General features: G+C 63.3%; 13 protein-coding genes, 1 pseudogene and 1 riboswitch. Of the genes and pseudogenes, 9 read left to right on the top strand and 5 right to left on the bottom strand.

Annotation, left to right across the window (positions count from 1 at the left end):
- Together ACESMT_RS04750 and ACESMT_RS04755 are read left to right on the top strand one after the other, a co-directional pair.
- Positions 1 to 3,787: pseudogene (locus ACESMT_RS04750) on the top strand (excinuclease ABC subunit A); the annotation flags it as partial.
- A 104-nt stretch (positions 3,788 to 3,891) separates the two neighbouring features.
- Positions 3,892 to 4,722, top strand: coding sequence for a DUF4399 domain-containing protein (locus ACESMT_RS04755; protein ID WP_372825423.1), 831 nt, complete (start codon positions 3,892 to 3,894; stop codon positions 4,720 to 4,722).
- 169 nt (positions 4,723 to 4,891) lie between these two features.
- Here ACESMT_RS04755 and ACESMT_RS04760 read toward each other — a convergent pair whose 3' ends face one another.
- From ACESMT_RS04760 to senB, 5 genes are read right to left on the bottom strand one after another with little or no spacing between them, the layout of a single operon-like run.
- The gene (locus ACESMT_RS04760; protein WP_372825424.1) at positions 4,892 to 5,794 is read right to left on the bottom strand and encodes a Bro-N domain-containing protein; all 903 of its coding nucleotides are present in this window, start codon (positions 5,792 to 5,794) and stop codon (positions 4,892 to 4,894) included.
- A gap of 52 nt (positions 5,795 to 5,846) precedes the next feature.
- Positions 5,847 to 6,359 (bottom strand): hypothetical protein, encoded by a 513-nt coding sequence (locus ACESMT_RS04765; RefSeq protein WP_372825425.1) that lies wholly within the window; start codon positions 6,357 to 6,359, stop codon positions 5,847 to 5,849.
- Positions 6,360 to 6,409: 50 nt separating this feature from the next.
- Positions 6,410 to 7,231, bottom strand: a complete 822-nt coding sequence (locus tag ACESMT_RS04770) for an HAD-IIB family hydrolase (protein WP_372825426.1) — start codon at positions 7,229 to 7,231, stop codon at positions 6,410 to 6,412.
- Positions 7,225 to 9,507: a selenide, water dikinase SelD gene (gene selD, locus ACESMT_RS04775; RefSeq protein WP_372825427.1), complete on the bottom strand. Its 2,283-nt coding sequence runs from the start codon at positions 9,505 to 9,507 to the stop codon at positions 7,225 to 7,227. Before selD ends, ACESMT_RS04770 begins: the two co-directional genes overlap by 7 nt.
- A 6-nt stretch (positions 9,508 to 9,513) precedes the next feature.
- A complete protein-coding gene (gene senB / locus ACESMT_RS04780) occupies positions 9,514 to 10,530 on the bottom strand; it encodes a selenoneine biosynthesis selenosugar synthase SenB (RefSeq protein ID WP_372825428.1) in 1,017 nt (338 codons plus the stop codon).
- Between the two features lie 82 nt (positions 10,531 to 10,612).
- On the opposite strand from senB, the gene ACESMT_RS04785 reads away from it, so the two are divergent.
- From ACESMT_RS04785 to metF, 7 genes are all read left to right on the top strand, one after another.
- A complete protein-coding gene (locus ACESMT_RS04785; RefSeq protein ID WP_372825429.1) occupies positions 10,613 to 11,482 on the top strand; it encodes a putative selenate ABC transporter substrate-binding protein in 870 nt (289 codons plus the stop codon).
- 61 nt (positions 11,483 to 11,543) lie between these two features.
- Positions 11,544 to 12,377 (top strand): phosphonate ABC transporter ATP-binding protein, encoded by an 834-nt coding sequence (locus ACESMT_RS04790; protein ID WP_372825430.1) that lies wholly within the window; start codon positions 11,544 to 11,546, stop codon positions 12,375 to 12,377.
- 16 nt (positions 12,378 to 12,393) lie between these two features.
- Positions 12,394 to 13,236: a PhnE/PtxC family ABC transporter permease gene (locus ACESMT_RS04795; RefSeq protein WP_372825435.1), complete on the top strand. Its 843-nt coding sequence runs from the start codon at positions 12,394 to 12,396 to the stop codon at positions 13,234 to 13,236.
- Positions 13,237 to 13,244: 8 nt separating this feature from the next.
- On the top strand, positions 13,245 to 14,084 hold the full coding sequence (gene phnE / locus ACESMT_RS04800) for a phosphonate ABC transporter, permease protein PhnE (protein WP_372825431.1): 840 nt from the start codon (positions 13,245 to 13,247) through the stop codon (positions 14,082 to 14,084).
- A 67-nt stretch (positions 14,085 to 14,151) separates the two neighbouring features.
- Positions 14,152 to 14,260: riboswitch (S-adenosyl-L-homocysteine riboswitch) on the top strand.
- 58 nt (positions 14,261 to 14,318) lie between these two features.
- Complete coding sequence (gene ahcY / locus ACESMT_RS04805) at positions 14,319 to 15,752, top strand: adenosylhomocysteinase (RefSeq protein WP_372825432.1); 1,434 nt, start codon at positions 14,319 to 14,321, stop codon at positions 15,750 to 15,752.
- A gap of 145 nt (positions 15,753 to 15,897) precedes the next feature.
- A complete protein-coding gene (locus ACESMT_RS04810) occupies positions 15,898 to 16,902 on the top strand; it encodes a TlyA family RNA methyltransferase (RefSeq protein WP_372825433.1) in 1,005 nt (334 codons plus the stop codon).
- A 39-nt stretch (positions 16,903 to 16,941) separates the two neighbouring features.
- Positions 16,942 to 17,769 (top strand): methylenetetrahydrofolate reductase [NAD(P)H], encoded by an 828-nt coding sequence (metF, locus tag ACESMT_RS04815; protein WP_372825434.1) that lies wholly within the window; start codon positions 16,942 to 16,944, stop codon positions 17,767 to 17,769.
- Positions 17,770 to 18,041 lie beyond the last annotated feature (272 nt).

The raw sequence follows: 18,041 nt of genomic DNA on the forward strand, positions 1-18,041 counted from the left end.
CTCCAACCCCGCCAGTTATGTCGGTGCCTGGGACGCGGTGCGCGAACTGTTTGCGCAGGCGCCGCTGGCCCGGCAGCGCAGCTACACCGCGTCGAAGTTCAGCTTCAACAACGGCGACGGGCGCTGCCCGACCTGCGGCGGATCGGGCTTCGAACATGTGGAAATGCAGTTTCTCAGTGATGTCTATCTGCGCTGCCCGGACTGCGACGGCAAGCGTTATCGCCCGGAGATCCTGGAGATCACGATAGAGCGCAAGGCCCTCGGTGACGTGATGCCGCGTGTCATGAACGTGGCCGACGTGCTGGACCTGACCGTCAGCGAAGCCAGCCAGCTGTTCGCCCAGGACCGTGAAGTCATCCGCGCGCTGCAACCCATCGTCGATGTGGGGCTGGAGTACGTCAAGCTCGGCCAGCCGGTGCCTACGCTGTCAGGTGGCGAGGCTCAGCGCCTCAAGCTCGCTGGGTTTCTGGCGGGTGCGTCCAAAACCGCCAGTGCCAGCCGTCAACCGCTGGCGCTGAAAAGCGCCAACCGCGGCACGTTGTTCATGTTTGACGAACCCACCACCGGCCTGCATTTTGACGACATCGCCAAACTCATGCGGGCCCTGCGCAAGCTGCTGGAGGTCGGACATTCGCTGATCATCATCGAGCACAACCTGGACGTGATCCGCTCGGCCGACTGGCTGATCGACCTTGGTCCGGAGGGCGGCGAGGCCGGGGGCTGGCTGGTGGCCCAGGGCACGCCCGAAGAGGTGCGTGAACACCCGACCTCACACACCGCGCTGGCGCTGCGCGAGTACGAGCAGGCCATGGGCAAGGTACACGGTGTCGAAGCGGCGCGGCCCAAGGCCTGGTCCACCAGGCCCAAGCTGTCCGAGCTGATACAGATCGTCAACGCCAGGGAGCACAACCTCAAAAGCCTGTCGGTCAACATTCCGCGCGGCAAGTTCAATGTGGTGACCGGTGTCTCCGGCTCCGGCAAATCGACCCTGGCCTTTGACATCTTGTTCAACGAAGGCCAGCGGCGCTACCTGGAGTCACTCAATGCCTATGCGCGCAGCATTGTGCAGCCGGCGGGCCGGCCCGAGGTCGATGCGGTGTACGGCATTCCGCCCACGGTAGCCATCGAGCAGCGCCTGTCGCGCGGCGGGCGCAAGTCCACCGTCGGCACCACCACCGAGGTCTGGCACTTCCTGCGCCTGCTGTATGTCAAGCTCGGCATCCAGCATTGCACCAAAGACGGCGCGGCCGTGATGCCGCAAAGTCCTGACAGCATTGCTGCGCAAATTCTCAAGGCCTGGCGCGGCCAGCACATCGGCCTGTTGGCGCCACTGGTAATCAACCGCAAGGGCGTGTACACCGAGCTGGCCGACTGGGCGCGGCCGCGCGGTTACACCCACCTGCGCATCGACGGCGAGTTTTTGCCAACCACGGGTTTCCCGCGCATCGACCGCTTCAAGGAACACACGGTGGAACTGCCGATTGCCGACATTCACGTGACGCCGGCCAACGAAGCGGCCTTGCGTCAGGCGCTGGCGACAGCGCTGCAACACGGCAAAGGGGTGGTGCATGTGCTGGCCCCGCTCACTGGGCTGCGCGGCGCCATGATGGCGGGTTCGTCCACGAAACAGATCGGCAGGCTACAGGCCTCATCGACCACGCGCGCCTGCCCTGTCTGCGCCACGTCTTACTCTGAGCTGGACCCGCGCCTGTTCAGCTACAACAGCAAACACGGCTGGTGCCCTGACTGTGTCGGCACCGGCGTCAGGCTCACCAAAGAGCAGCGCAAAGTGTTTGACGATTCGGTACGTGACGACGACAACAAGGGCCGCGAACAGAGTTTTGCCGAGCCCGAGGCTGACGACATGGTGGATGCAGCCTGCCCTGGCTGTCAGGGCACACGCCTGAACGCGCAGGCGCGCGCAGTGAAGTTTGCGGGTGTGGGTATTGCCGATATCGCCGCACTGTCGGTGACCGACGTACGCGCCTGGGTTGGGCAGCTGGCGCTGTCCGGGCGCGAAGCGGGCATTGCACGGGATCTGATTCCGGAAATAAAAAGCCGGCTTGAGTTTCTGGAAGACGTGGGCCTGGGCTATTTGACGCTGGACCGTGGCGCGCCGACGCTGTCGGGCGGCGAGGCGCAGCGCATCCGGCTGGCGGCACAACTCGGCTCCAACCTGCAGGGCGTCTGTTATGTGCTGGACGAGCCGACGATTGGCCTGCATCCGCGCGACAACCAGATTTTGCTGAGCGCCTTGGGCAAACTCAGCGAGCGCGGCAACACGCTGGTGGTGGTCGAGCACGACGAGGACACCATACGCCGCGCCGACAACATCATCGACATCGGCCCCGGCGCTGGCAAACGCGGCGGACAGTTGGTGGGGCAGGGCACGGCCGCGCACCTGGCCACGCTGCCGGATTCGCTGACTGGGCGTTACCTTGCCAACCCGCTGATCCACCCTTTGCATGCACGCCGTGAGACGCGAAAGCCCCTCACCCCTGCCCTCTCCCCGGAGGGGCGAGGGGGCCAGACGGGCTCGCCTTCTTCACCCCCTCTCCCGCTTGCGGGAGAGGGCAGGGGTGAGGGTCCCCCGCCGCCAACCATCAGCAAACAAAAACAGGCAAAGTTGAAAGCGGCTGCACTGAAAGCCGCCGCGGCCAGCGCCAGCGCCCTGCACAACGCCGCGCCGCTAGCCGCCGGGCCTTTCACGTCCTGGCTCACGGTCAACAAAGCCCACCTGCACAACCTCAAAGACGTGTCGGTCGCCGTGCCCTTGCACCGGCTTGTGGCGGTGACGGGCGTGTCCGGGTCCGGCAAGTCCACGCTGGCGCGCGACGTGCTGCTGGCCAATGTGTATGCCGGCGTCATGTTGCGTTCCACCAAGGCTGGCCGCGACGCAGACGATGCGGGCAAACACCCCGCCTGGACCGGCTGTGAACGCATCGAAGGTTATGAAGTGGTGGACCGCGTTCTGGAGGTGGACCAGACCCCCATCGGCAAAACGCCACGCAGTTGCCCGGCCACCTACATCGGCTTCTGGGACACGGTGCGCAAACTGTTTGCCGACACGCTCGAAGCCAAGGCGCGCGGTTACGGCCCCGGGCGCTTCAGCTTCAACACCGGTGAGGGCCGCTGCCCGACCTGCGAGGGCGCGGGCGTGCGTACCATCGGCATGAGCTTTCTGCCTGATGTGAAAGTGCTGTGCGAAACCTGCCACGGCGCCCGCTTCAACCCTGAGACCCAGGCCGTGACCTGGCGCGGCAAAAACATCGGCGACGTGTTGACCATGGAAGTCGATGAAGCCGTCGAGTTTTTTGCGTCCATGCCGAACATCTCGCACCCGCTGCAGCTGCTCAAGGACGTGGGCCTGGGCTACCTGACGCTGGGTCAGCCGTCGCCGACGCTGTCAGGCGGCGAGGCGCAGCGCATCAAGCTGGTGACTGAACTGTCAAAAGTCAGAGACGACATCACCCGGCGCGGCCAGAAAGCGCCGCACACCCTGTACGTACTCGACGAACCAACGGTGGGCTTGCACATGGCCGACGTTGAAAAACTGATCCATGTGCTGCACCGCCTGGTCAACGGCGGGCACAGCGTGGTCGTAATTGAACATGACCTGGACGTGATTGCCGAAGCCGACTGGGTGATTGACCTCGGGCCGGATGGCGGCAACGCGGGTGGGCAGGTGGTGGCTTCGGCACCACCTGAAGCCGTGGTCAGGCTGGGCACGCACACTGGAAAAGCGCTGGCGCCGGTGCTGTCACGTGAGGCAAAAGACCCTGAATAAGGCATGGGCATAGAAGGTCCAGGATATCTTTGAAATGGTCAGGTCATAACATTACTTCTTGATAATTCTTTTACCAAGTGTTTCAATTTCACGGGTAACACATCATGATCCTCCCTACCTTGCGGCGTTTCGTCTATGTGCTTTCCCTGAGCGCGGTCTTTCTTTCCATGGGGTCAGCGGCCCAGACAACGGTTGCACCCGCGGACACTGCGGAATTTGTGCTTCACCCGTGGGTCGTGCCATCGCCGCGTTCCGCTGAAACCTACTTCACCAACCTCGCGGACGGCGGGGTTTATGAAGCGCCTTTCGTCGCCCGGTTCGGCCTGTCGATGCGCGGGCTGGTCCCTGCAGGCAAGACCGCCAGCCGCGCCGGCCACCATCACCTGCTGGTCAACCAGGGCTTGCCGCTGGACTTCAAGAAGCCCCTGCCCTTTAGCAACCAGTACATTCACTTCGGCAAGGGCCAGATGGAGATGCTGGTCAATCTCCCGCCCGGCAGCTACGAGCTGCGCTTGGTGCTGGCCGACGAGGGGCATATCCCCTACTTTGTCTACAGCAAGCCCCTGAAAATTACCATCAGCAAGCAGAACAAAGACATCACGCCTGCCAGCGTGCAGGGCGCGCCGCGCGTGGAGCTGCTGAGCCCGGCGGATCGCGAGACGCTGAAAGCGCCGTTCCGGGTCCAGTTCCATGCCAGCGGCTACAACGTTTCGCACGGCGGCCCCAAAGTGCCGGATACCGGGCATTTCCGCCTGACGGTGGAGCGCGTCGGCCGCAAACCCGAAGTGCTCAACTTCATCGGGGGCCAGACCGAAACCTGGTTGAACCCGCCGCCCGGTGATTACACGATGCGGCTGGAACTCGTCAGCAACACCGCTGCCGACAGCGTCATGAGTGCAGCCAAGCCGTCGGCGGTGTCGGTGGCCGCGCGCTGATTTCGGTCCGGGCCTTACTGGTCAGCGTTTTGCCGTCTACCCGCTCTACCGCCATATCTGGCCGCACCGCCCGATTCAGCTTGCTGGCGCACGGGGTTGCCAGGTCTTTCTGAGTTTTTTCGGGGTCTGGCACACCCACGGATCAGACTTCAGCGAAGAGCCGAGCGGGTCACTTCGCCTTGGGCTTGGCCATAGCGGGGTGTTTGGCAGGGCGTTTGGTATCGCCCGCTGCCGGAATGGCCAAATAATTGGATCGACTGACCACTGGGTTGCCGGTTTTTGCTTCTAGCGCCTTGCGTGCATCGCCCGCAATGGTGCCGCCTTGTTTGGCCGATGTTTTGTTTTCAACAAAGCCCTGCGCATCACTGCGGCGCGCAATCTCTGTGGTGCTGACCTCACCCAGCATGGTAAAGATCAGCTCCAGATCTGTCATGTGGTCGCGCAGGTTGTTGCCCGTTTTTACCTTGTCGAGTTGCTTGATCTGACTGTGCTCTACGGGTGTCACGCCAAAGGTAGCGCGGGCAATCTCTGCTGTCAGGATGGAATAGTCACGGCCTTCTGCCACGCCACGCGCCTTCCACTCGTCAGTCAGTTCACCGCACACAGTGATGGAGCGCAAACGCTTTTCAATCCACGCCTGCGGGTAGCCTTTGGCCTGGTGAAGCTCGCGCGCTCTGGCACTGGCAAGCTCCGGGTTTTCAATTTCTTTGACCCGCTCATAACCTACCTGCGCCAGCCAGCGCTTGAACGGCTCCGCCTTGGGCGACGGGATGGACTGGATGATGCGGAACAGGCCCTCGGTGTTGGCGCAATCAGTCTCGCGCTGTTTGCCGTCCGGGGCCACAAGCTTCAACCCGTGACAAAACGTCACGGGTTGGCTGCCTTCGGCGTTGAGCCGCTGTTTGAGTTTGCGCCAGTAGGCCCCGGCATCAGGGCTTTCGGTCAATATCGCGCAAACATCCACTACTGAAAACCACCACTCCTCGTTATGCCACGTACGGCGGATGGTCGTTTCCTGAAAAACGGCGATGTGGTGGGCTGGGTTGGCATTGGCTGGCGTAGCTTTTGTCATGCCTGGATTCTGCACAACAGCTGGTATTTTGTACAGTCTTTTGATGGGTGATCTATTTCTTTCGTACCAAATCCAAAAACGTCTCCACTGCATCGGCTGCATTCACAACTTCTTGTCTCGGGATATTGGGCGCGCTCGGATGGGAATAGGGGTTCATCACCACGTCTTTAAGCAGTTGCAGCTGATTCAGCGCGGCATCCCAGTCGGTTTTACGCACAGTCGGTGGATTGCCTGGCCACGACTTCAGCGCAGTCAAGAGGTCCTGTGCTTTGTGGTCGGTCAAATCTTGTTTGTAAGGCAGTTTGATACTTTTGAGTTCACAAGCTGCGCGCAGTCCCGACTCAAAGGCTTGCCGTACATAGTTAGCGGCTGCCTCAACATAGCCCTGGTTCAGCAGTTCACGTGCTTTTTGCAAAAGTGCGGGTGCCGGGCGCTTAGCTGTTTTGCGCACCACTGGCATAGGCGCAGCAGCAGCCTGATCGCCTTCAAATATCTCATAACAAACCCAATCACCGCCAGGCAGCCGCTGGCGCGCCAAGTCAAACCACCCTTTGTCGTGCGTCATCAGCTGCGGTCATTTGGCGGGTTGGAGTTTTGATGGATTATGGGGCTCCGTTAGCCCCTTCGCGCTTCCAGCAAGGCCGCAGCCACCTCCGCAAACCCGGCACCGCGTTCGCCCCCGGTGATGTAGCGCGGCTTGTGGCTCAGTTCTGCTTCAAAGCGGAGGATGTTGGCGACGCCCACCGAGTGCGGGAAGGCTTCAAACATCAGCTGGTCGTTGGTGGAGTCGCCGACATAAACCCAGTTCGTCATCTCCGCATCAAGGTCGCGGCCGAACAACTCACGGACTATCCAGCGCGCGCCTTCGAGCTTGTTGTGCGCGCCGTACCAGCCGTTGATGTGGATGGAGCTCACCGTGGCGTTCATGCCTTCGCTTTGCATGATGCGCACGGCTTGGGCGATGCGCTCGGGCGGTAGCTGTACAAACTCGCTGTGGTCGATGGCGATGTCGGTCTCGCGGCCCGGACTGTCTTGCGACAGCCTGGCGCCTGGCACCTCACGCATCACGCGCTGCGCTACCTGATACATGCGGGTGTAGTTGGAGCGGCGGGTGCCTTCGTCCTGTTGATATTGTTTTGATAGCTGCTCGCGCCCGCCAGACAAGGGCTGGAGCCCGATTTGATGCTTGATAAGTGCCACTGCACCGTTTTCGGCCACGATGGCGTTGACCGGCCAGGCCTGGGCAAAAGGCTCGCTCCAGCCGACCGGTCTGCCAGTGATCGGGATCACCTGCAGGCCCGCCGCCTTGAGCTCACCCAGCGCCTGCAGCGCGTCCGCCGTGATCGCGCCTTCGGTCGTGAGGGTGTCGTCAATGTCGGTGAAAACACCCGTGGTGCGCTGCCGGTCGGCCAGTGGCCAGGCGCTGAGGCTCAGCATGTGAGGACGATGGGTTCCAGCGCATCCCCTTGCGGCAGGATGCGGCCAATCGCCACGGTTTTGCTGTAGCCGAGTTTACGCAGCGCGGCAATGCAGGCTCTAGCACGGTCGGCAGGCACGCTGGCCAGCAAGCCGCCGGCGGTTTGCGGGTCAAAAATCAGCGGGTAGGCCGGGTGCGTGATCGCCTCGGCCTGGTTGCGCAGGGCGCGGCGCAGCCGCACATTGGCGGGCTGCAGTGAGCTCAGGATACCGGCTGCGCTGGTCTCCAGCGCGCCGTCCAGCAGCGGTAGCGCCGCCAGGTACAACTCGGCATCCACGCCCGAGGGCCGCGTCATCTCGACCAGATGGCCCAGCAGGCCAAAGCCCGTCAGGTCGGTGCAGGCGGTGGCGCCGTGGGCTTGCAGGCACAAGGCGCCCAGCCGATTGGACTGGATCATCGACGCCAGCGCCGCGTCAATCCAGCGGCCACGGGTTTTCAGCCGCGCATGGGCGGCAAACAAGGTGCCGGTGCCAATCGGCTTGGTCAGCAGCAACACGTCGCCGGGCCGCATGCCGCCTTTTTTCATCACCGTGTGCAGGTCTTCATCGACCAGGCCGTTGATCGCAAAACCCAGCGCCAGCTCCTTGCCCTCGCCAGTGTGGCCGCCGACCAGCGCGCAACCGGCTTCATTGAGCACCTCCACGGCGCCGGTCATCATCTGGAACAACACGTCCTCGACCTTGGCCTCCAGTCCCGAAGGCACGGTGGCCACCGCGGTGGCAGACTGGGCCTCGCCACCCATGGCAAAAATATCGCCGAGCGCATGGTTGGCGGCCACCTTGCCAAACAGGTAGGGGTCGTCGATAAAGGCGCGGAAAAAATCAACTGAGTGCACCATGGCCTTGCCCGGTGGCACCCGCACCACGGCTGCGTCGTCGGGCGCGTGCAGGCCAATCAGCACGTCGTTGCGCTCAATCGGCTGCAGGGCGCCCAGCGCGCGCGACAACACGGTGGCACCGACTTTGGCGCCGCAGCCGCCGCAGCGCATGGCAATCGCCGAAATGGCCTGCGCCGCTTCTTCCTGATCAAGCTTGACGCGCGAAGGCGCTGCCTTGCCCAGGGTGCTCTCGTCCATCACGGGGAAGGTCTGGAACCTGTCCATGAAGCGGCGGTCAATCCAGTCTTTCCAGCGCCAGACCCACTCGCCCTGCCAGCTCAGCGCGCCGCGTGAGGCGACGGCAAAGCGGTCGCCAGTGCTGATCAACGCCAGCCAGTTGCGTTGTGGCCGGTAGCTGACCAGCGGCTCGCCCAGCACCGCCCGGCGCAGGTTGGCGGCCAGCGGCTTGCCCTGGCGCACTGCAAACACACCGGCCTTCGGCAGCGGGCGGCTGCTGAAGGCGGCAATGTCCCCGGCTGCAAACACGGCCGGGTCGCTGATGCTTTGCAACTGCTCGTTGACCTCGATGAAGCCACCCGCGTCCAGCGCCAGCCCGGTCTGGCGCAACCACGCCGCACCACCGGCCTGCGTGACCCAGACGATCTCGTCCATCTCCATCAGCGTGCCGTCGCTGGTTTTGATACCGCGCTCAGACACCTGGGTCACTTCGCTGTTCAGGTGCAGCACCACCTGGCGCTCGGTCAGCACACGCTGAAAAGTCTGGCGCACCCGGGGGTTGTGGGTGGGCAGGATGTCGGCCGTGTTACTGAACAGATGAAAGACCAGCTCGTTCGGGTCGCGCCCCAGCGCGCGCAGTTCGCCGCGCAGGCGGTGCTGCATGGCAAGCGTCAGCTCGACGCCACCCGCACCCGCGCCGACGACGGCAATCCGTGTCTTGCCTGTGTGTTGCTGCACGCGGGCCAGCAGCGCCAGCCAGCGCTCATTGAACAGATGAATCGGCTTGACCGCCACCGCATGATCGGCCGCGCCGGGCACCTGGCCGATTTGCGGGGCCGAGCCGATGTTGATCGACAGCCTGTCATAAGGCACAGGCGGGCGGTTTCGGCAGATGACTTTGCCAGCAGAGCGGTCCAGGCCAATCACCTCATCGCGGAAAAAACGGGCGCCGGCAAAAGCGGCCAGCGTGTTCAAGTCGATGTGCACATCGTCGTAGCTGTAGTGGCCCGCGATGTAACCCGGCAACATGCCCGAGTAAGGGGTGTCGGTGTCGCGGCAGATCACCGTCAGGCGCACGCCGGGCACGGGCTTCATGCCAAAACTTCTCAGCACCCCCACATGGCTGTGGCCGCCGCCGACCAGCACGATGTCGCGCAGTACAGGTTGTTCACTCGATTGCATATCAGTTCAGACAGAAGGAGAAGGTGGTTTTGCGGGCGTTGACCGCAGCTGCTGCACCAGTTGCAGCAGCGCGCTGCGTTCGGCACCGGGTTCAAAAAGAGGGGCACGCCGCGCGCATTGTGCGCCCAGCTGCGCCAGCAGGCCAAGCGGTCCGGGCGTGTCGCGGCAACGTTGCAGCAAGGCCGCCAGCGCCGCCGCATCGCCCCACTCAAAATAGCCCGCATAGTCTTTGCCCAGCATGCCGATGTTGCCAGCAATGTGGGAGGCGATCACCGGCGTGCCGCTGCGCACCGCTTCCATGATCACATGGGCGCCGCCCTCCATGCGGCTGGTGTGGACCAGCACATGCGCACGCTGGATGCGGCGGCGCGTGGCCTCGTGCGTCTGGCCCCCGAGCCAGCGGTAGTTCGGGCAGGCGGCGGCGGTGGCGCGGGCCTGCTCGCCCAGAGCAGGGTCCAGCCCGTCACCGATGTGGTCGATGAACAGCCTGGGCTGGCCCGCCAGCAGCCGCGCGGCTTCAAACAGCGTGTGTGGCGACTTTTCTTCGCGCAGGTGCCCGACCATCACGCCTCGCAGAAAGCGGGTTGATTTGGACAATGCCCGGCGCGCTGTGGTGGACTGGAAGATCACGCGCACCTTGGGCCGAAGCAGCGCGGGCAGGGCGTCGGGGCCAAGCTCCTGCAACACCACCAGGCACTGCGCCAGCGCCAGCGATTGCCGGGCCGCATCGTCGTGCTGAATATCGCGGTACAGGTCGGTGCCGGTCAGCACCACAGCCAGCCCGGTGGCGCCGCGCGCTGCAGCCCAGGACGCAATCGAGGCGGCCGAGCGCCGCGCATGCAGGGCCAGCAGCACCTGGTCATGCCTGGACGCTACCGCGTCGGGCCACTCGCGCACAATCCGCACCGCCTGGGGTGCCAGCATCTGCTGCCAGCGCCTGGCGGTTTGCCAGTTGCCATTGTTGGCGTCGGCCAGCGCGGGGCTGACAATCACCACGCGGGTGCGAAGAGCGGTATCGGGCATCGTCAGGAATGTAGCAGGGCGGACGCAAGGGTTTGGCTTGTCGGGTTTAATACGAAGACGTCAACTTCTCTGGGAGTCTTTCATGGCCCGATTTTTCAGTACAACCGCCTTCAAGGCCCTTGCGTTGTGCGCAGTGCTCACAGCGGCTGCTGCGACCCACGCCCAGGCCGTCTTTCGCGTCACCACCATTCCGGAAGAAGCGGCCACCGAGCAGATGCGAAAGTTCGGCCCCATCGTCAAGTACCTGGAGCAAAAGCTCGGCATGAAAGTCGAATTCACGCCGGTCAGCGACTACCCGGCAGCCGTCGAGACCCTGGTCAACAAGAACATCGAGATGGCCTGGCTCGGGGGCTTTACCTTCATTCAGGCGCAAAACCGCTCGGGCGGCAAAATCATTCCGATTGCCCAGCGCGAAGAAGATACCAAATTCCAGTCGGTGTTTATTGCCAAAACCAATTCGGGCATCAAGACCCTGGCAGACCTCAAGGGCAAACAGGTCAGTTTTGGCTCGCAGTCCAGCACGTCGGGTCATCTGATGCCGCGCAGCTTTTTGCTGCAGGCCGGTATCGACCCTGACAAGGACTTCAAGCGCGTGGCCTACTCTGGCGCGCATGACGCCACGATTGCCTCCGTGGTCAGCGGCAAGGTCGAGGCCGCTGCACTCGACATCACGGTGTGGAACAAGTTCGTCAAGGAAAACCGGGTGGACACCAAGGACGTGAATGTGTTTTACACCACGCCCGGTTACTTCAACTACAACTGGGCGGTGCATGCCGACATGCCGGCAGCGCTGCGCGAGAAGGTCACCAAGGCCCTGCTCGACATTGACCCGGCCACCGCGCAGGGCAAGGAAATCCTGGACCTGAACCGCGCCACGCGTTACATCCCGACCCAGGCCAGCAACTACCAGGGCATTGAAACCGCCGCCCGCAGTGCCGGTTTGCTGAAGTAACCCGCTATTAAATAGATAGCTACTTGTGCAGACTGCATAAGGGCTGGAGGCCAATTTATATATGAAGATCAGGCTGGACGGGGTGGCTGGGCGGCATCCGGCGGCAAAACGTGATGCACTCGCCGCGCTGCGCGGTCGGTCGCTGGACGTGGCGGCCGGTGAGCAGATTGCGATCATCGGGCCCTCCGGGGCCGGCAAAACCACGCTGCTGCATCTGCTTGCCTGTGCGCTGCCGCCGTCGGCCGGCAGTGTCCAGCTGGGCGAACGCAACCCCTGGCAGCTGCCGCGCCGTCAGCTGCAGCGTTTGCGCGGTGAGTTGTTTCTGGCGCCGCAAGTGCCGCCGCTGCCGCCGCGCCAGCGTGTGGTCACTTCGGTGCTGGCCGGGCGCCTGCCGCAGATCGGTCTGTGGCAAAGCCTGCGCAGCCTGTTTTACCCGACGGCGATTGCGCAGGCTGACGCTGCCCTCGCGCATTTTGACCTGAGTGACAAACTGTTTGCCCGCGTGGACCGCCTGTCTGGTGGGGAGCGCCAGCGCGTGGGCCTGGCGCGTGCGCTGGTCACCGAGGCCAGCCTGCTGCTGGTCGATGAACCGCTGTCGGCGCTGGACCCGACGCGCGGCCAGCAGGCCATCGCCTCGCTGACGCAGGCGGCGCGTGAGCGCGGCGCCACGCTGGTCTGCACCTTGCACCATGTCGAGATGGCGCTGCAACATTTCCCGCGCATCATCGGCCTGCGGGACGGCGAGCTAGCCTTCGACCTGCCTGCCGCGCGGGTGACGCCCGAGCGTCTGCAGGCCCTGTATGCACAGCATCTGCATGAGTTGGGTGGCCCGGCGCATGAGCCGCTGGACTTGCCTGCCCCGGCAGTGCGGCCTGCCGTCATGCATTGCCGCTGAGCAGCAGGGCGCACCGATGACCGTCGCCACCTTGCCAACCCCGCGCCCCGAGCTGCGCGACCCGGCCTGGCGCGGCCGCGTTTTCTGGGCGCTGGCCGCGCTGCTGCTGCTGTGGCCCGCGCTGGTGCTGACCGAGTTCAAACCCTGGGTGATGTTCGAGCCCGCAACGCTTTCTTCAACGCTGAAGTTTCTGGGCGATTTCTTTCCGCCCAAACTTGAACCGGAATTTTTGTGGCTGGTCGCGCGGGAAACCTGGCGCACGGTGGCCATGGCCACCGTCGGCATGGCCCTGGCCTTGCTGCTGGCGCTGCCGCTCACGCTGTTATCGGTGCGTGTGTTGTCGGTGTCGGCCCTGAGCGGGCGCATGGCCCTGTTGCCGGCCACACTGCGGCAGGCGGTGCGCTGGCTGCTGATTTTGCTGCGCAGCGTGCCTGAGCTGATCTGGGCGCTGATTTTTGTGCGGGTGGTCGGGCTGGGACCCACCGCCGGTGTGCTGGCAATTGCGCTGACCTACAGCGGCATGTTGGGCAAGGTGTATGGCGAAATCCTTGAAAGTGGCGACAGCCATGCCACGGCGTCGCTGCTGCGCAATGGGTCCGGACGGCTACAGGCTTTTTTCTACGGCCTGCTGCCACAAAACGCGGCCGAGCTGACCAGCTACAGCGTTTACCGCTGGGAGTGCGCTATCCGTTCTTCGGCGGTGCTGGGTTTTGTCGGGGCCGGTGGCCTGGGTCAGCAGATGGACGCGTCCATGAAAATGTTCAACGGCGCTGAAGTCAGCACCATGCTGCTGGTCTTCATGGGCCTGGTCTGGTTGGCCGACCAGGCCAGCGCCTGGCTGCGCAAGGCGCTGGGCTGAGGCGGGTGATGGACGAGTTGCGAGCTTCCACCCCCGCCGCCAACGAGGTGTACCGTCTGCCGCCGCCGCTGTTTGACGCGCGCTGCAAGGCCTGCTGGCTGGTAGTGGGGGCCGTACTAATGGTGGCGTTGAGTTTCTGGTCGCTGGATCTGAAGTGGGCGCAATTCTTCTCGCTCGATGCCCTGCGCAAGATGGGTCGTTTTATCGGCGAACTGCTGGAACCGACGGGCGAGGCCGCCTTTCTGAAAAAGTTGTTGCCGGCCACGCTGGAAACCCTGGCCATGTCGGCCCTGGGCACGCTGATTGCAGCGATTTTCGGCCTGTTTTTGGCGTTGCCAGCCAGCCGCACGCATGCGCAGGACCCGGCGCGTTTCAAAACCGTCACGCGCCTGCTGCTCAACGCCCTGCGCAGCATCCCGGAGCTGGTCTGGGCGGCCCTGCTGCTGATTGCCGCCGGCCTGGGTCCGCTGGCCGGCACGCTGGCGCTGGCGCTGCACACCACCGGCGTGCTCGGGCGGCTGTTTGCCGAGGCGGTTGAAAACGTGCCCGAAGGCCCGGGTGCGGCGCTACGCCTGCGCGGTGTCGGCGAAGGCCGGGTTTTTTTGTACGCCACGCTGCCGCAGGTGCTGCCGCAGCTCATGAGCTACACGCTGTACCGCTGGGAGAACAACATTCGCGCTGCCGCCGTGTTGGGTGTGGTGGGTGCGGGCGGCCTGGGGCAGATGCTGGCTTTTCACATGGGGCTGTTCCAGATGCAGGAGACCAGCTCCATCCTGTTGGCCATGATTGGCCTGGTGGCGCTGGTGGACGCCTGCAGCTACCTGACGCGCCGCGCCATGGCTCGCTGACCCACTGGCGACGCAGGGTATTGGCCCCGGGCTTTGCCGCTGGGCGACCAGCCGTATAGAATATGGCTTGTCCGAGGAGCGATGCAACCTGCCACACACTGACCCCGTCAGCTGGCGCGTGAGGCTCGGACACCAGGCCGCTTGCCGGCTCTGCCTCCCAACCGCGCTCACCCACTGTGCTGTGAGGTGAGTTGACCCCAGCTGTGGTTTTTAAAAGCCTGTTTTGGAGTCACCATGAGCGCCGTTCTCAAACCCCTGCACCCTGATTACGTTATTGCCGACCTGTCGCTCGCCGATTGGGGCCGCAAAGAGCTGAAAATTGCCGAAACCGAAATGCCCGGTTTGATGGCCATCCGCGAAGAATTCGCCAAGGCGCAGCCCCTCAAGGGCGCGCGCGTTACCGGCTCGCTGCACATGACCATCCAGACCGGCGTGCTGATCGAGACATTGCAAGCCCTGGGTGCCGACGTGCGCTGGGCATCGTGCAACATCTTCTCGACGCAGGACCATGCAGCCGCTGCGATTGCCGCCGCCGGCACACCGGTTTTTGCCATCAAGGGCGAGACCCTGGCCGACTACTGGGACTACACGCACCGCATCTTCGAATTCGCTGGCGCCAAAGGCACGCCCGAAGAAGGCCCGAACATGATTCTGGATGACGGCGGCGATGCAACGCTGCTGATGCACCTGGGCACCAAGGCCGAAAAAGATGCTTCCCTGCTGGCCAACCCGGGCAGCGAAGAAGAGATCTGCCTGTTCAATTCGATCAAGACCAAGTTGGCGAAAGACCCGACCTGGTACAGCCGCCGCCTTCAATGCATCGTCGGCGTGACCGAAGAAACCACCACTGGCGTATTGCGTTTGAACGAAATGTCAGCCAAGGGCACGCTGGCCCTGCGCGCCATCAACGTCAATGATTCGGTCACCAAGTCCAAGTTCGACAACCTCTACGGTTGCCGCGAATCCCTGGTTGACGCGATCAAGCGCGCCACCGATGTGATGATTGCCGGCAAGGTGGCCCTGGTTGCCGGTTACGGTGACGTGGGCAAAGGCTCGGCACAAGCGCTGCGCGCACTGTCGGCCCAGGTCTGGGTCACCGAGATCGACCCCATCAACGCCCTGCAGGCCGCGATGGAAGGTTACAAGGTCGTGACCATGGAATACGCCGCTGACAAGTGCGATATTTTTGTGTCTGCCACCGGCAACAAAAACGTCATCACCTATGAACACATGGCCGCGATGAAAGACCAGGCCATCGTCTGCAACATCGGCCACTTCGACAATGAAATCGACGTCGTTGCACTCGAAAAGTGCACCTGGGAAGAGATCAAGCCGCAAGTCGACCATGTGATCTTTCCGGACGGCAAACGCATCATCCTGCTGGCCAAGGGCCGGCTGGTCAACCTCGGCTGCGGCACCGGCCACCCGAGCTTCGTGATGTCGTCGAGCTTTGCCAACCAGACCATTGCGCAGATCGAGCTGTTCACCAAACAGGCCGACTACGAAGTGGGCAAGGTTTATGTGCTGCCAAAACACCTGGACGAAAAAGTGGCACGTTTGCACCTGAAAAAGGTTGGCGCCATGCTGAGCGAACTCAGCGACGAACAGGCGGCGTATATCGGCGTGTCGAAGGCTGGCCCCTACAAAGCCAACACTTACCGTTATTGATGTATCACTCCCTCTCCCTTTGGGAGAGGGCAGGGGTGAGGGGGGCCAGCGGCGCCAACGTTTCCTGCGCTTTGGTGTGAAGCCGGCGAGCCCTCACCCTACCCCTCTCCCGGCGGGAGAGGGGATCAAACTGAATCTGAAATCCATGCGCGCTGACCTCTTTCTCGTCGACAACGGCTTTGCCGCCACCCGCTCCCAGGCTCAGCGCCTGGTTGCGTCTGGCGTGCGCTGGCGCGCTGGGGAAAGTGCGCTCTGGAAGAAAGTCGCTAAAAACGGCGACGAGATTCCAGCTGGCGCCGAGGTCGAGATTCCCGACACCACCGAGGTCAAATACATCTCACGCGGCGGGCTCAAGCTCGAGGGCGCGCTCCAAAGTACCGGGCTGAAAGTGGTCGGGTTGCGTTGCCTGGACATTGGCCAGTCCACGGGCGGCTTTACCGACTGCCTGCTGCAGCAGGGTGCGGTGCAGGTGGTGGGTGTGGACGTGGGGCACGGCCAGTTGCACCCCAGCCTGCGCGAGGACGCGCGCGTGGTGTGTATTGAGGGGCTCAACGCCCGATCCATGACCGCTATCGATTTAGTAGCTGGTCACGCCCATGACGCGGGGGCTGAGGCCGAATTTGGTGATGAAAACTTTGATGGCGACGAGGCCGAGCCGTCGCAACCGGTGGAGGCCAACTTCGACTTCCTGACCGGCGACCTGTCTTTCATATCGCTCACGCTGGTGCTGCCGGCCGTGGTGCGCCTGCTCAAGCCTGGCGGTGATTTGCTGATGCTCGTCAAACCACAGTTCGAGCTGCAGCCCGGCCAGATCGGCAAGGGCGGCATTGTGCGCGACGCCGCGCATTTCGAATTTGTCGAGCAACGCCTGCGCGACGCGTGTGCCGCGCTGGGCATGGACGTGAAGGCCTGGCTGGCCTCGCCGATTGAAGGCGGTGACGGCAACCGCGAGTTTTTTATCCATGCCGTCAAAGGTCATGACAACGCCGGTGAAGACCAGCCGCTGCCGGCCGCGCCGCCACGCAAGGCCGCCAAACGTACACCGCGCAGCGAACTGCGCGCCATGCATGAAGCGCACGAGGACTCTGAAGAAGCACACGCGGGCCAGCACGGCCCGGCGCGCGGCAAACGCCGCGACAAAGATGACTGAGCCGCACTGAGCAGCTCTGAAGAACAAGTGAGACTGATGATGAATCTTCCGATCAGCTTTGAATTTTTTCCGCCCAAAACGCCGGAAGGCGTCGACAAGCTGCGCCTTGCGCGCCAGGCGCTGTACGCGCACCAGCCCGAGTTCTGCTCGGTGACCTTTGGCGCGGGCGGTTCCACCCAGGACGGCACCTTTGCCACCGTTGCAGAAATCCTCAAGGAAGGTGTGGCCGCGGCCTGCCACTTCTCGTGTGTGGGTGCGACCAAGGCCACGGTGCGCGAGCAGCTCGCTGCCCTGCAGGCCATGGGCATCAAGCGTCTGGTGGCACTGCGCGGCGATCTGCCCAGCGGCTACGGTGCGGGTGGCGAGTTTCATCACGCCAGCGACCTGGTGGCCTTCATCCGCGAGTTTACCGGCGACGCCTTTCATATCGAAGTGGCGGCCTACCCCGAGATCCACCCTCAGGCCAAATCGGCCGACGCCGATCTGCAGGCTTTTGCCACCAAGGTCAAGGCCGGCGCCAACTCGGCCATCACGCAATATTTTTTCAACGGGGATGCCTACTTCCGTTTTGTCGATGACGTGAAGAAGATGGGGCTGGACATTCCAGTGGTGCCCGGCATCATGCCGATCACCAGCTCGACCCAGCTCATGCGCTTTTCAGATGCCTGCGGCGCCGAGATTCCGCGCTGGATCCGCCTGCGCCTGCAGGGCTTCGGCGACGACACCGCGTCCATAAAAAGCTTTGGCCTGGATGTGATCACCGATCTGTGTGATCAGCTGCAGGCCGCAGGCGTGCCCGGCATTCATTTCTACACCATGAACCAGGCCGCTGCGACGACAGAAATTTTGAAGCGGCTGTCGAAGTGAGCGCGGTGTTGATCCATTTACGCTGGTCGATCCCCGCAGGCGGGGCCCCGCGCTCCAATGTCTCACCATAAACCAGACCGCTGCGACGACGGAGATCATGCGGAGGCTTGGGAAGTGAATGTGCTGGGCAGGCTAGGAGCCTGTCGGACTTGGGGCGTCGAGAGCGAAAATCGGGCCCAGCGAGGACAGTTTTTGCCGGATTTGCAGACCCATAGCCCAGCTATGGGACAAAAAGACGGTGAAAAATGGACCGCTGCGGTCGATTTGCAGCC

Origin of the sequence: Polaromonas sp. (genome assembly GCF_041689105.1) — a bacterium.
Classification (GTDB): domain Bacteria; phylum Pseudomonadota; class Gammaproteobacteria; order Burkholderiales; family Burkholderiaceae_C; genus Polaromonas.